This window comes from Planktotalea sp. (assembly GCF_965659345.1).
Lineage (GTDB): Bacteria > Pseudomonadota > Alphaproteobacteria > Rhodobacterales > Rhodobacteraceae > Planktotalea.
The window spans coordinates 19,013-32,674 of the sequence record NZ_CBFHVK010000019.1; the positions used below are offsets into that span (position 1 = coordinate 19,013).

At 54.0% G+C, this 13,662-nt stretch carries 10 protein-coding genes; 5 read left to right on the forward strand and 5 right to left on the reverse strand.

Going from position 1 to position 13,662, the window contains the following annotated elements; all coding sequences use genetic code 11:
• Positions 1–26 precede the first annotated feature (26 nt).
• Positions 27–1,205, reverse strand: coding sequence for an acetyl-CoA C-acyltransferase family protein (locus ACTG3Z_RS14280; protein WP_439143732.1), 1,179 nt, complete (start codon positions 1,203–1,205; stop codon positions 27–29).
• A gap of 84 nt (positions 1,206–1,289) precedes the next feature.
• Between ACTG3Z_RS14280 and ACTG3Z_RS14285 the strand changes: the two genes are divergently transcribed.
• Positions 1,290–2,888, forward strand: a complete 1,599-nt coding sequence (locus tag ACTG3Z_RS14285; RefSeq protein ID WP_439143733.1) for a hypothetical protein — start codon at positions 1,290–1,292, stop codon at positions 2,886–2,888.
• Between the two features lie 15 nt (positions 2,889–2,903).
• On the opposite strand, the gene ACTG3Z_RS14290 is transcribed toward ACTG3Z_RS14285, so the two are convergent.
• Together ACTG3Z_RS14290 and deoC are read right to left on the reverse strand one after the other, a co-directional pair.
• Positions 2,904–5,228 (reverse strand): aldehyde dehydrogenase family protein, encoded by a 2,325-nt coding sequence (locus ACTG3Z_RS14290; RefSeq protein ID WP_439143734.1) that lies wholly within the window; start codon positions 5,226–5,228, stop codon positions 2,904–2,906.
• Positions 5,229–5,239: 11 nt separating this feature from the next.
• The gene (deoC, locus tag ACTG3Z_RS14295; protein ID WP_439143735.1) at positions 5,240–6,229 is read right to left on the reverse strand and encodes a deoxyribose-phosphate aldolase; all 990 of its coding nucleotides are present in this window, start codon (positions 6,227–6,229) and stop codon (positions 5,240–5,242) included.
• A 193-nt stretch (positions 6,230–6,422) separates the two neighbouring features.
• On the opposite strand from deoC, the gene ACTG3Z_RS14300 reads away from it, so the two are divergent.
• The 4 genes from ACTG3Z_RS14300 to ACTG3Z_RS14315 are packed head-to-tail and all read left to right on the forward strand — an operon-like array spanning position 6,423 to position 10,324.
• A complete protein-coding gene (locus ACTG3Z_RS14300) occupies positions 6,423–7,382 on the forward strand; it encodes a metal ABC transporter solute-binding protein, Zn/Mn family (protein ID WP_439143736.1) in 960 nt (319 codons plus the stop codon).
• 3 nt (positions 7,383–7,385) lie between these two features.
• On the forward strand, positions 7,386–8,189 hold the full coding sequence (locus ACTG3Z_RS14305) for a metal ABC transporter ATP-binding protein (RefSeq protein ID WP_439143737.1): 804 nt from the start codon (positions 7,386–7,388) through the stop codon (positions 8,187–8,189).
• Between the two features lie 3 nt (positions 8,190–8,192).
• On the forward strand, positions 8,193–9,398 hold the full coding sequence (locus ACTG3Z_RS14310) for a metal ABC transporter permease (RefSeq protein ID WP_439143738.1): 1,206 nt from the start codon (positions 8,193–8,195) through the stop codon (positions 9,396–9,398).
• Entirely contained in the window at positions 9,395–10,324 is a 930-nt protein-coding gene (locus tag ACTG3Z_RS14315; protein ID WP_439143739.1) for a metal ABC transporter permease, read from the forward strand. Before ACTG3Z_RS14310 ends, ACTG3Z_RS14315 begins: the two co-directional genes overlap by 4 nt.
• On the opposite strand, the gene ACTG3Z_RS14320 is transcribed toward ACTG3Z_RS14315, so the two are convergent.
• Together ACTG3Z_RS14320 and ACTG3Z_RS14325 are read right to left on the reverse strand one after the other, a co-directional pair.
• Positions 10,325–11,677, reverse strand: a complete 1,353-nt coding sequence (locus ACTG3Z_RS14320; RefSeq protein WP_439143740.1) for an aminotransferase class III-fold pyridoxal phosphate-dependent enzyme — start codon at positions 11,675–11,677, stop codon at positions 10,325–10,327. It lies immediately after the preceding gene.
• Positions 11,674–13,593, reverse strand: a complete 1,920-nt coding sequence (locus ACTG3Z_RS14325; RefSeq protein ID WP_439143741.1) for a cation:proton antiporter domain-containing protein — start codon at positions 13,591–13,593, stop codon at positions 11,674–11,676. Before ACTG3Z_RS14325 ends, ACTG3Z_RS14320 begins: the two co-directional genes overlap by 4 nt.
• Positions 13,594–13,662: the final 69 nt, after the last annotated feature.

Sequence of the window (13,662 nt, forward strand, 5' to 3'; positions counted from 1 at the left end):
ATCTTTTCAAAAAGATCTTTTTCCGATCAGAGTGCTTCAATTGCCAAAGCAATGCCCTGACCGCCGCCAATACACATCGTGATCAACGCGCGCTTACCACCGATGCGCTCTAGCTCGTAGAGCGCCTTGAGCGTGATGATTGCACCTGTCGCACCAACGGGATGGCCCAGCGCAATCGCACCACCATTCGGGTTCACTTTTGCCGCATCAAGGCCAAGCCCTTTGTTCACCGCCAGCGCCTGTGCTGCGAAAGCTTCGTTGCTTTCTACAACGTCAAAGTCAGCCGCCTTTAACCCGGTTCGCGCGAGCAAATTTTCTACCGCTGGCACAGGACCGATCCCCATCACTTCGGGACGTACACCGGCGTGGGCATAGCCAAGCATACGCGCGCGTGGTTTCAGACCGGCCTTTTCAGCAGCAGCAGCCGTTGCAAGCACCATTGCAGCAGCACCATCATTAATACCCGAAGCGTTTCCTGCGGTCACAGTCCCATCTTTCTGGAACACTGTGCGCAATCCTGCGAGCGCCTCATCAGAGGTGGCTTTAGGATGCTCATCCACCACAAAATCAACCATGTCACGTTTCACTTTGATCGCAACTGGGGTGATTTGGCTTTCGAAATAGCCATTCTCAATAGCATGAGCGGCCCGTGTTTGGCTCGCCATCGCGAAAGCGTCCTGTGCTGCGCGCGTGATGTCATGCTCCGCGGCAACATTCTCTGCGGTGACACCCATATGACCCGTACCAAAGGGACAGTTCAAAGCCCCCAGCATCATATCCAGTGTGCGTATGTCGCCCATCTTCGCGCCCCAACGTTGGTCAGGATTGATAAAGGGCGAACGCGACATGTTTTCCGCACCACCCGCAAGCGCGAAATCGGCATCTCCAAGCATGAGCGATTGGACTGCCGATACAATCGCCTGCGCGCCCGAGCCGCAAAGACGGTTAACATTCATCGCAGGGCTGGTGTCGGGAATACCAGCATCAATCGCTGCAACCCGCGACAGATACATATCACGCGGTTCTGTATTGATCACATGACCGAAGACAACATTACCAATCTGTGCACCTTCAACACCAGAGCGTTGCAACGCGGCTTTGCTCGCAATCGTTGCCAATTCGATTGGCGAGGTTTGCGCGAGTGCGCCCCCGAATGTGCCAATCGCTGTGCGCGCGCCATCAAGGATGACGATTTCGTCGGACATTTGTATTCTCCCATTCGTGAATTTGATCAGACTATGGCCCCACACCCACTGTTTGTCAGCACAGACGAAACGTCAAAGAGACTTGTGAGCCACGCAATAGCGTGTTTTCTTTTTTCCATGACTTTGCATCCAACGCCGACAGCACAAACACCCGCTGAACAAAAATTGCTTGCCGAATGCGCTGAACCTGCACGCATTATGTTTGGCGAAGGATCGGTGCCCGAACAACAAAGTGACGATAACTTAATCAACGCAACTTTTTTGCGTGATCTGTTGCTCTCCGAGGCGGGATTGGGTGCCAAGGGGCTTCGTATAAGAGGCGCATGGATTTCTGGGAAGCTGGATCTTCAAGGCGCACGCTTGAATTGTGATCTGTCCTTCACTCAATGCCATTTCACGGATGTGCTTGAACTAGTGAACGCCCGGATGCGCGGGTTAATCTTCTCAGGCTGCAACCTGCCCGGCCTGTCCGCAGACAACGTTGTTTTGGACGGGGCCTTGTTCATACGCGCAGGCACCCACATGAGCGGCGAGATGAGCCTGTCAGGCGCGCATATTAAGGGCGACGTGCAACTTGTGGATTGCAGCATCCTGTCAGAAACTCAGGACGCGATTTTTGCCCCCTCAATGACGGTTGATGGGTCACTCTATCTGGGAAATTATCCCTATTCTGGCGAAGATACTTCGCTGACCTGCAAAGGCGCGTTGTTCTTTTTGTCACTTGCGACAAAGCACGATGTGTTTGTGACGAACGTCGCAACATCTGTACAAGATGATTTTGGCGCAGGCGGGATTTTTCAAGCCACAGAAGAACATGGGCGCGACATCGCTTTGTCATTTGCACGTGCGCGGATTGAAGGGCTTTTGTACTTCAAAGACAACCAGATCGGTCGCGGCATCGTAAATCTGTCTGGCGCGCGCTGTGCGCGCTTGCGCGATGAGCCCGAAGGTCCGGGCGCGAGCTATCCAATCCGCTTAGACGGGCTCACATATGACGGATTCTCACAACACACCGATACGTCAGTCCAAAATCGTCTCGCATGGTTAGAGCGGCGACCCGAAGACATGGGTTTCACGGCGCAGACCTATGAACAGCTTGCACGCGTATTGCTATTGAACGGTCAACGCGCCGATGCTCGCAGTGTTCTCATGCGCAAAGAACACATGCTGAGAGCGGCAAACAGGCGTGCAATTTTCGCGCGTGGCGGTTTGCCGTTACGCTGGCTTGCTCATTGTATCGCTGATGGCGTGATGCGCGTGGCGGTAGGCTATGGGTACAGACCTGCTCGCGCCTTGTTCTTTGCTGCGGCTCTGATCATTGGTCTTGGCGCGTTCTTTGACCAAGCTTGGCGCGCGGGTGATATGACGCCCAATGCTGCCCCAATTCTCATCTCTGCGGATTGGATTTCTGCGACCAAAAGCCATGCAGATAACCCCGCGGCGTTCTGGTCCAGTAGCACTGAAGCAGGCAAAGATTGGGAAACCTTCAATGGCTACGCCTACGCCGCTGACTTGGTCATACCCATCGTATCTTTGGGGCAGGAAACCGCTTGGGCGCCGTCCACCTCGCGCTCCCCTTTGGGGCGCATCGGATGGTGGTTGCGTTGGTTCGCAAAAGCGCTTGGATGGATCATCACAGCGCTCGGTGCGGCGGCTGTGACAGGGGCAGTGCGGCAGGACTAACGACCAACAGCACCTTTATTCCCCGTAAGGAACCCAGACCGTTTTTGTCTCTGTCGCAGCATTTAGATAATCGCGCGTGTTGATTTGCGTCGTTTGCCCGTTGTTCACCCAAGTGCGTTTGAGATTGCCGACGGATTTCGCCTCGATCACAGCGGACACATTGGAGGAGGACTGGCTCCACACGGCATCAACATCGTTGTGCGCCGCCATGTGCGGTGCCAGCTCAGTATGACGTCCGGTGAGAATGTTAACGACGCCAGACGGCACGTCGGAAGTTTCCAGGATCTGAATGAAATCCGTTGCAGCCAAAGGAAACGGCTCACTCGCCGCCAATATACAGCGATTGCCCATCGCCATGCTCGCACCCATAGGCTTGATCAAACCAAGCAAAGGCAAATCATCAGCGCAAAGCGCGCCAATCACGCCAACAGGTTCTTTCATTGCCAGCGCGATACCTTTTATAGGAACGCCGCGCGCGGCACCGTCCCATTTGTCAGCCCATGCAGCATAGGTGAACAGCGCGTTCAACGACGCTTCAACCTCTGCTTTGCCGCCAGTCTTGCCCGTCATCAAATCAATGCGCTTGCCGAATTCAGAGGCACGAGCAGAAAGGTTCTCTGCCAAGTAGTATAGGATTTGCGCGCGCAAATGACCCGTTGTTTTGCCCCATGCGCTCGCGGCTTGCGCGGCCTCAACAGCGTTACGAATATCTTTGCGATTGGCGAGCGATACATCGCCCAGCTTCTTGCCCTTCTTAGAATAAACCGCTTTGGAATATCCCCCATCAGGGCGCGCCTGTTTACCACCAATATAAAGCTTGGCGGTGCGATCGATTGGATCAGACCCAGCATCATTTCCGGTAAATGCTTCAATCTGCTCCAAGGCTTTAGTCGCTGCCTTTGGCTTCGTATATGCCATCAGCCCTTCTAGACCGCCTTCGCGCCCAAACCCGCTTTCACGGGCACCACCAAAAGGTGCTGCCGCGTCAAAAAGGTTTGTCGCATTCACCCACACGACGCCCGCTACAAGTTTTGGCGCGATATCGAGCGCGAGATTGACGTTCTCTGTCCATACCGTCGCCGCGAGGCCATAACGCGTATTGTTGGCTAGCTGTACCGCTTCCGCAGGGGTGCGGAACGTGGTGGCACAAAGGACAGGGCCGAAAATTTCTTCCTGCATCAGGGTCGCAGATGGCGAAAGGCCAGTGATCAAAGTAGGGGGATAGAAACAGCCACGCTCTGGCATGTTGCAAGCGGCATGATAGGTTTCGCCCTCTGTGTTGTCATTCACCATCTTGGTGATCTGCGCCAATTGCACAGGATCAACGATAGCACCAACATCAATGCATTTATCTAGCGGATCGCCAATGCGAAGCCCATCCATCCGGCGCTTTAGCTTGGCATAGAACCGATCCGACACGCTTTCCTGCACCAGCAGGCGAGACCCAGCACAACAGACTTGGCCCTGATTAAACCAGATCGCATCAACCAGCCCTTCAACGGCGCTATCAAGGTCAGCGTCGTCAAAGACGATGTAGGGCGATTTACCACCCAGCTCTAAAGTCAGCGCCTTGCCAGAGCCAGCGGTCGCCTCGCGAATGCGGCGACCCACGGCGGTGGACCCTGTGAAGGCGATTTTATCGACGTCTGCATCAACGATGTGCTGACCTGTTTCCCCATCACCCGTGACGATATTCACAACACCCGCAGGCACACCTGCTTCGACGCAAATCTCGGCAAATACCATCGCGCTTAGCGTCGTATATTCAGCAGGTTTCAGAACAACAGTGTTGCCCATCGCAAGTGCTGGCGCGATTTTCCAAGCGAGCATCAGCAAAGGGAAATTCCAAGGCACAATCTGCCCGCAAACGCCTAGCGCTTCGCGATCAGGCATTTCATCGTCCATCAACTGTGCCATGCCAGCGTGATAGTAGAAATGACGGATCGCCAGAGGGACATCAATGTCACGGCTTTCGCGAATGGGTTTACCGTTGTCGAGCGTTTCCAATACCGCAAGCAAGCGCGCGTGTTTTTGCATCAAACGCGCAATCGCATAAAGCGCGCGCGCTCGGGCAGGTGCATCCTTGGCCCATTTGCTTTGCGCTCGGCGCGCGGCTTTCACGGCGCTTGCGACCTCATCAGCGGTGCCCTTGGTCAGGCCTGCAAGCCGCGCGCCTGTCGCTGGGTTGCGCAGCTCCAGATCATCGCGAAGGATGCCGAATTTGCCATCTATGAAATGCCCAGCAATACCACCGCGGCTTTCAATCCATTCTAGCGCCTCAGCGCTGCTTTCAGGGGCGGGGCCGTAGTCCATTTTGTCTAGGCGTTCGGAAATGCTCATGAGGGGTCTCCTTACGCCAGTGCGTGGCGGTAGCCGGCGGAATATGCGCCTGTGACGTGATGTTCTAGCTGGCGTTCGATGTCATTCAAAAGCGAGGACGCGCCAAAGCGGAAAAGATCAGGTTGCAGCCAACGATCGCCAAGCTCGTCTTTCATCAAAGCGAGATACACCAGCGCATCTTTCGCTTTGGAAATACCACCCGCTGGTTTGTAACCGACACGAAAGCCGGTGCGCTCATGATAGTCGCGGATCGCGCGGATCATCACCAAGGATACCGGCAATGTCGCATTCACGCTTTCTTTGCCAGTCGACGTTTTAATAAAATCAGCACCAGCCATCATGCAAATCAACGACGCACGCGCGACATTACGCAGCGTGCCCAGCTCTCCCGTCGCCAAGATTGCCTTCACATGCGCATCCCCACAGGCCATGCGAAACGCGCGCATCTCTTCATAAAGGGCTTGCCAATCGCCGGACAAAACATGGCGGCGGGAAATAACGATATCAATCTCTGCAGCGCCTGCCTTCACGCTTTCTTCAATCTCTGCAACGCGCAAATGGAACGGCGATAGACCAGCAGGAAAACCCGTAGAAACAGCCGCAACAGGAATGCCTGATCCTTTCAGAGCATCGACAGCCGTTTCAATCATATCGTGATACACGCAGATCGCACCTGTTTGGATACCGCTCATACCAAGCGCATCAGCGATGTCATTGCGCAAAGGCATTCGCGCCTTGGCACAGAGACGACGCACCCGCTCGGACGTGTCATCGCCAGACAAGGTCGTCAGGTCGATGCACTCAATGGCGCGCAAGAGCCATGCCGCTTGGTACTCTTTCTTGACACTGCGCCTCCCGGGCAAAGTTTTCGCGCGTCGCTCAATTGCAGACGTATTCGCCTGAACCGAGCGCACCCAGCTTAGATCAAGCTCCATTCCAGGATTTCGTGGCTCAACCGTTTGCGGCAAATGAGTTGTAGATGGGGCGGTTTGGGTCGTCATTGTCATGCACTCCAAAGGAGGGGGCGGTTGTTATTCTGTCCCACGAGTTTGCACAGTAAGCAAGCACAGGCCGCGTCTGAGTTCACTTTTTTGACCAAATGATCAGAATATTTCATTCTTTATTGCGAATAAGTCGCAACATCATTGACTTCTTGCGAATGACTCTCATATTCAAAATAGCAGAGGAGGATTCATGCGTCTCAATCGTCGTCATTTTATGAGCACCGTCGCGGCAGCATCCATTGCCCCACGCTTTGCTTTGGCAGCTGACACTTTGAAAATTGTCGCCACAACAGGAATGATCGCAGACACAGCACGCAGGATCGGTGGCGCACATGTTGAGGTGCAAGCCTTAATGGGGCCGGGTGTTGACCCGCATGCCTATCGCCAGACGCGGACAGACATTACAGCGATGACGCGCGCCGATTTAGTGCTTTGGCATGGCCTATATCTCGAAGCGCAGATGGAAGAGTTTTTGATTAAGCTCGATCGTCGTCGCACTTCCGTTCCCGTCGCTGCAGCCATGCCAAGCGGTGTTTTGATTTCACATGCTGATTACGAGGGTCGTTTTGATCCTCATGTGTGGATGGTACCTAACTTGTGGACCCATGTTGCACGCGAAATTACGCGTGTTTTGAGCGCAGCAAAGACTGACGCAGCAGACGCATTCACACAGAATTTAGCTTCTTTCGAGGAAGAGTTGAACGCTTTGCAAACTTACGGCGAAACGGCACTCAGCACCGTGCCCAAGCAAGCGCGTGTCTTACTCACAGCACATGATGCGTTTGGCTATTTTGGACGTGCCTTCGGCTATGAGGTCATTGGCATCCAAGGTATTTCGACTGAAAGTGAAGCGGGTTTGAACCGGATTTCGACCCTTGTTGATATGTTGGTAGAGCGCAAGATCGGCGCTGCATTTGTAGAAAGCTCTGTTTCTGACCGCAACATTCGCGCCTTGATCGAAGGCGCAGCAGCGCAAGACCACACGGTGACAATCGGGGGCGAACTCTTCTCCGATGCGATGGGTGCTGATGGTACATATGAAGCGACGTATATCGGCATGATTGATCATAATATTACGACCATTGCTCGCGCCCTTGGCGGCACCGTCCCAGAGCGCGGCATGAACGGTAAATTGGCAGCGGGAAGCTAGGATATGACAGCGGTTGAACTGGCGACCTCTAATGGCACACATATGGCTGAAACAGCCCGTGATGCAGCTTTAGCGATCCGTGGCATGACAGTTAGCTACGGGCAAAAACCTGCGGTATTTTCTGTTGATATGACAGTGCCAGTGGGGTCCATGAGCGCAATTATTGGGCCAAACGGCGCTGGTAAATCAACCTTGTTGAAAGCAGCGCTCGGCGTCATCAAACCGCTCGCAGGTACAGCGCATGTGTTTGGACAGCCCGTTGCCGCCTCGCGTGAGCGCATCGCATATGTGCCCCAACGCGCAAGTGTCGACTGGGACTTCCCAACACGCGTGATTGATGTGGTCCTAATGGGACTTTACCGTGAGTTGGGCTTGTTGGGTCGCATGCGCGGCGCACACAAAGCAAAAGCAATGGAATGTCTGGAGCGTGTCGGTATGCAAGATTTTGCAACCCGACAAATTGGCCAGCTGTCCGGTGGCCAACAACAACGAGTGTTTCTCGCGCGTGCTTTAGCGCAGAATGCTGATCTCTATCTTTTGGATGAACCTTTCGCAGGCGTTGATGCCGCGACCGAAAAAGCGATTATCGATGTGCTTCAAACGTTGCAAGGTAGCGGCAAAACAGTTGTCGCTGTGCACCATGATCTCAGCACCGTGAGCGACTATTTCGATCGTGTCTTTTTGATCAACACGACACGCATTGCGGAAGGCAGTATTCAGGACGCCTTTACCCCACAAACCCTGCAAGAGGCTTACGGTGGGCGCCTTGCGACTGGTCAACTTGGCCAGACTGCGCTTGGTGCGTAACACATGCTTTGGCATGCGCTGACCCTTCAGCTTGGCTACAACGCCACGCTTGTGACTCTTGGTGCAATGCTTCTAGGGATTGCTTCAGGCGTCACCGGTACGTTCCTGTTTCTTCGTAAACGTGCACTCGTCAGTGACGCGATATCCCATGCGACTTTGCCCGGTGTCGGCATTGCTTTCATCATCATGGTGGCGCTTGGGGGCGATGGTCGCAGCCTGATCGGCTTGATGCTTGGCTCTGCTGCATCCGCTTGGCTGGGTCTGCTGTGTATTGGATTTCTGACGCGCCGCACCCGTCTGGCAGAGGACGCCGCGATTGGGGCTGTCCTGTCTGTTTTCTTCGGCATCGGCATTGTGTTTTTAACGTTCATTCAAACAATGTCTGAGGGTCGCCAAGCTGGTTTGGAGGGATTCTTGCTCGGCTCGACTGCTGGTATGCTTTATTCAGATGCGGTCATTATTGCCGTTGGTGGCGCTTCGGTTCTTTTGGCTGTCATTGCATTTCGCCGACCCCTAAGCGCTGTTGCGTTTGACCCTGAATTTGCTGCGTCGAGCGGTTTGAATGTTGCGCGCCTTGATCTGATCATGATGGGTCTGGTTATGGCCATTACGGTCGTCGGGCTCAAAATCGTTGGTCTTATCTTAATCGTTGCCCTGCTCATCATACCCGCCGTAACCGCGCGCTTTTGGAGCGAACGGGTGACTGGTGTTCTATGGGTTGCGGGCATTGTGGGTGGCGTTGCTGGTTACACTGGTGCCGCTGTCTCAGCCATTGCACCTGCTTTGCCTACCGGTCCAGTGATCGTCTTAGTACTGTTTGCAATGTTTGCTTTATCGCTACTGTTCGCCCCTGCCCGTGGCGTTCTGGCGGCGGTTCTTAAGCATCTTTCCTTTCAACGGCGTGTGCACATTCGTCAGGGTTTGCTCGCCCTGGCCCAAGGTCAACCCATCTATGAAAGGCTAACATTGCGCCTGCTTCAGCGCTCTGGCCTTGCGCGCGCTGACGGAGTGGCAACACAAGACGGAAAAGCCCGCGCCGCAAAAGCACTGCGCGATGAAACACGTTGGCAAATGGCAAGGTCGCGTGAAGAGTTCGCACTGGCGGCGACCTTTTATGACGGGCTGACAGAGATAGAGAGCGTACTGACGGTTGATCAGATCCATGAGTTAGATCGCCTCATAGGCGCGCCAAAGGCGGTGCATTCATGATTGGCGAAGAGTTTGTTGCGCTGTCTTTGACCCCAATGCTGATCGGTATTCTGGCAGCAATCGCCTGCGCTTTGCCCGGCAATTTTCTGTTGCTGAGACGACAGGCCCTGATCGGGGATGCAATAAGCCATGTAGTTTTGCCCGGCATTGTTGTCGCCTTTCTGATCACTGGCGTTGTCGCTGCAGTTCCTATGATGCTTGGCGCTGCGGGCGCTGCAGTTGTCGCGGTCTTGATGATCGAAGCGATCCGCCGTTTGGGCAAGATTGAACCGGGTGCCGCGATGGGCGTGACGTTTACAGCGATGTTCGCAGGGGGCGTTTTGTTGCTGGAGCAATCGGACACAAGCACTGTTCACCTTGATGTGGAACACGCACTATTTGGCAACTTAGAAAGTTTGATCTGGCTTGATGCGACGGGTTGGGGCTCTCTCTTGGATAGCGAGGCACTGGCTTATCTGCCTGTGGAACTGCCGCGATTATTGATTGTTCTTATAGCCGTGGGTTTGTTCACCTGGGTCTTTTGGCGTCCTTTAAAGCTCTCCACATTCGATGAAGGGTTCGCGCAAAGCATGGGCATTCGGACAGGTGCGCTTGGATTTGCACTGGTGATCGTTGCAGCGCTGGCCGCTGTGGCGGCATTTGATGCAGTCGGTTCGATTATTGTAATCGCAATGTTCATTTGCCCCCCAGCAGCAGCGCGCTTGATGACCAACGCTTTGGGCGTTCAAGTGGCGTGGAGCGTGGTGTTCGCGACATTGTCGGCAGTTCTTGGGTATGTGTTTGCAGGCTATGGGCCACTTTGGCTTGGTGCGGATAATGCGGTCAGCGCCGCGGGGATGATTGCGGCTGTATCAGGCCTTATCCTGTGCGCTGCTGCGGTCTTTGGACCCCACCGTTTGCGCGGTGGAGCCCCTACAGAAATTTGATCACGCCGCGCTAAGGCCAGTGTCCAAAGCGTTCAAAATGACGTTCACTTCATCCTCTGAAATCGTCAAAGGCGGCGACATCAGGATATTGGGTGGACCCATGCGCACCATCGCGCCAGCCTCGTAGGTCGCCTGTTGAATGCGCTTGACAGTTGCGGGATCCATCGGGGTCTTGGCGGCTTTGTCGGACACAAATTCCATCCCTGTCATGAGGCCCTGACCGCCGCGCACATCACCAATAATATCGTGCTTGGCTGCGAGCGCTCGTAGACCCTCAAACAGTTGCGTACCCCGCGCGGCCGCATTGGCGCGCAGATCAAGGCGGACAGTTTCCGCGAGACACGCAGAAACAGCAGCAGCGCCAACAGGATGCGCAGAATAGGTATAACCGTGATAAATACCGCCCTCGGAAGGATCGCTGTTCTCGAACACATCCGCGACCTTTTCATTGAAAAGCGCGGCACCAACAGGGAAGTAGCCAGAAGTGATGCCTTTGGCAGTGCTCATCATGTCAGGCTTCACACCGTAATGGCTTGAGCCAGACCAAGAACCAGTGCGCCCGAAGCCAGTGATCACCTCATCCGCGATCATCAAGATACCATGACGATCACAGACGTCCCGCATCAGGCCCATAAAGCTCTCATGCGGGACAATCACGCCACCTGCGCCTTGGATCGGCTCCATGATAAACGCAGCGATCGTGTTCGCGCCTTGGAACTGCACCTCGTCCTCAAACGCATTTGCGATGTTTTGCGCGAGTTGCGCAGGATCAGTTTCATTGAACGGATTACGATAGGGATAAGGGCTCGGCAGATGAAAACAACCGGGAAGCATAGGTTCATACCCAATGCGGAAACGGTTGTTCCCGTTCACCGATGCACCGCCAAAATGCGTACCGTGATAACCCTTTTTGAGCGAAATGAACTTGGTGCGCGTCGGCTCTCCGCGAAGACGATGATACTGACGCGAAAGACGCAAGCAGGTCTCGACAGAGTCAGAGCCGCCAGATGTAAAGAAAGCACGCACCATGCCGTCGGGTTCAAAGAACTCGCGCACGGCATAAGACGCTTCAATCGCCGGCGGATTAGAGGTGCCGGCAAAGGCGGAGTAGTAAGGGAGATCATAAAGCTGCTTGGCAATGGCATCCTTGATGACATTATTGGAATAGCCAAGATTTACGCACCATAGACCGCCAACAGCATCGACAGTTTTGTGGCCATCAAGATCTTCAATCACCACACCTTCGGCCTTGGCGATAATCGCGGGCATATTGGCGTCTGAATTGCCCTGATGACCCATCGGATGCCACATGTGACGCGCGTTATTTTCGCGCAAAAAGTTGTCGTCTTTCATAGCTGTTCCTCACCCTTAGAGTTGCGCTGTAGGATTTTTGTCATTTGCTCTCTGACTTCGGCTTCGCGGCGCGGTGCAACTTCTCGCACTTTTGCCATGAACGCTTCGTTCTCAAAAGCTGGAATATTTACGTCATAAGTATCAGCCACTTCGACCATACCTTCTCGATCCGATTGATCAAACACTGATACCATATCAACGGCTTTATCGCTTGGAACACCAAGCGCTTCAAACGCAGAGCGCGCCATGCGCAAAGAACTATCATAGGTTTCGCGAATGATATCACGGCAACCAGCAGCATAGAGCTCGTAAACGTGGTTACGATCCAACGCGCGGGCCATAATATGGACGTTCGGGTGATTGGTATGGATGTAGTGCACCATTTCAGTGATCTGTTCTTTGTTGTCGATCGCAATCACGATCAGCTTTGCCTCATGGATGCCAGCAGCATGCAAAAGATCAGGGCGGCTAGCGTCACCAAAAAACGCCTTAACTCCGAATTTTTCGAGCATATCGAGTTGCTTGGAGGAATAGTCGATGACCGTCGGCGTATGACCTGCCGCACGAAGCACGCGCGCAACCATGCCACCTACGCGACCGTGACCTGCGATGATGATATTGGAGTCTGCATCGATATCATCAGCTTCGCGAGACTCTTCATCACTGAACCGCGGCGCGATTAAACGGTCGTAAATGATGAACAACGCAGGCGTTAGCAGCATCGAAAGCGCGACAACGAGCAAGAGTATGTCGGCGGTCGATGTCGGAATAATATTGCCAGCAACCGTGAAGGACAAAAGCACAAATCCAAACTCACCCGCTTGCGCGAGGCCCAGCGCAAAGAGCCACTTGTCAGCCCCTTCAATCTTGAAAATCCTCGCAAGCCCGAGCAGCACAAGCGCTTTCACAGCTATCAAGCCAAAGGTCATGCCGACAATGGCCCCAAGATTTTCAAAAAGCAGTGCAAAGTTAATACCAGCGCCAACGCTCATGAAGAACAACCCAAGCAAGAGGCCACGGAATGGATCAATATCGCTTTCCAATTCGTGTCGATACGCCGAATTGGCCAGCACCACACCCGCGATAAATGTGCCAAGCGCGGGGGACAGACCAACGAGGGACATGAGCAACGCGATACCAATGACGATAAGCAACGCGCCAGCGACGAAAAGTTCCCGCAACCCAGCGCCGGAAATAAAGCGAAAGATGGGGGATGTCAGAAAACTACCCCCAAGGATCACTGCGATAACCGAACCGACAGTCACCAACATGGTTTGCCAACCATTCAACCCATCAACAAGGCTCATCCCAGACCCATGATCGCCGTCGCCAGCATGGTCATCACTGCCATGTGCTGCATCAGCGCCGTGCGCAACAGCGTCACTCGCGACATCCATCAGTTCTGGCATCGCCAAAAGCGGCAGCAAGGCAAGCATCGGGATAACCGCAATGTCTTGGGTCAGCAGGACAGAAAAACTTGACTGGCCGCCATCGGATTTCATCAAGCCTTTTTCGTTCAGCGTCTGCAAAACAATCGCGGTTGATGACAACGCCATGACCAAACCAATCGCCAAGGCAATCGTCCAAGGTTGCCCAAACGCCATGCACAGCGCCATGACAACCAGCGTGGTTATTCCCACCTGCCCACCACCAAGCCCCAACAACTTTGCGCGCATCGCCCAGAGCATTTTCGGCTCTAGCTCCAATCCGACAAGAAAAAGCATCATCACAACACCGAACTCCGCAAAATGCTGGATCGCGATAACGTCTACATGCAGCAGCGCCAAAATCGGGCTAATGATGATTCCTGCGATAAGATAGCCAAGCACGGACCCAAGCCCGAGCCTCGAAGCGATGGGCACGGAAACAACGCCAGCGCACAAAAATATGAAAGCAAGCAGCAGGAAATCAGTCATTTTAAATCTTTCGGAGCAATAGTGATATTGCTCAAGTCTGCGGACAAGGACAGGTCAAGTCCAGCGACA

Bases quoted from the DNA above. Each gene is read 5' to 3' on its own strand.
- ACTG3Z_RS14300 (WP_439143736.1), top strand. From the start codon at position 6,423: ATGCGTCTCAATCGTCGTCATTTTATGAGCACCGTCGCGGCAGCATCC.
- ACTG3Z_RS14315 (WP_439143739.1), top strand. From the start codon at position 9,395: ATGATTGGCGAAGAGTTTGTTGCGCTGTCTTTGACCCCAATGCTGATC.
- ACTG3Z_RS14305 (WP_439143737.1), top strand. From the start codon at position 7,386: ATGACAGCGGTTGAACTGGCGACCTCTAATGGCACACATATGGCTGAA.
- ACTG3Z_RS14310 (WP_439143738.1), top strand. From the start codon at position 8,193: ATGCTTTGGCATGCGCTGACCCTTCAGCTTGGCTACAACGCCACGCTT.
- ACTG3Z_RS14320 (WP_439143740.1), bottom strand. From the start codon at position 11,677: ATGAAAGACGACAACTTTTTGCGCGAAAATAACGCGCGTCACATGTGG.
- ACTG3Z_RS14290 (WP_439143734.1), bottom strand. From the start codon at position 5,228: ATGAGCATTTCCGAACGCCTAGACAAAATGGACTACGGCCCCGCCCCT.
- ACTG3Z_RS14280 (WP_439143732.1), bottom strand. From the start codon at position 1,205: ATGTCCGACGAAATCGTCATCCTTGATGGCGCGCGCACAGCGATTGGC.
- deoC (WP_439143735.1), bottom strand. From the start codon at position 6,229: ATGACGACCCAAACCGCCCCATCTACAACTCATTTGCCGCAAACGGTT.
- ACTG3Z_RS14325 (WP_439143741.1), bottom strand. From the start codon at position 13,593: ATGACTGATTTCCTGCTGCTTGCTTTCATATTTTTGTGCGCTGGCGTT.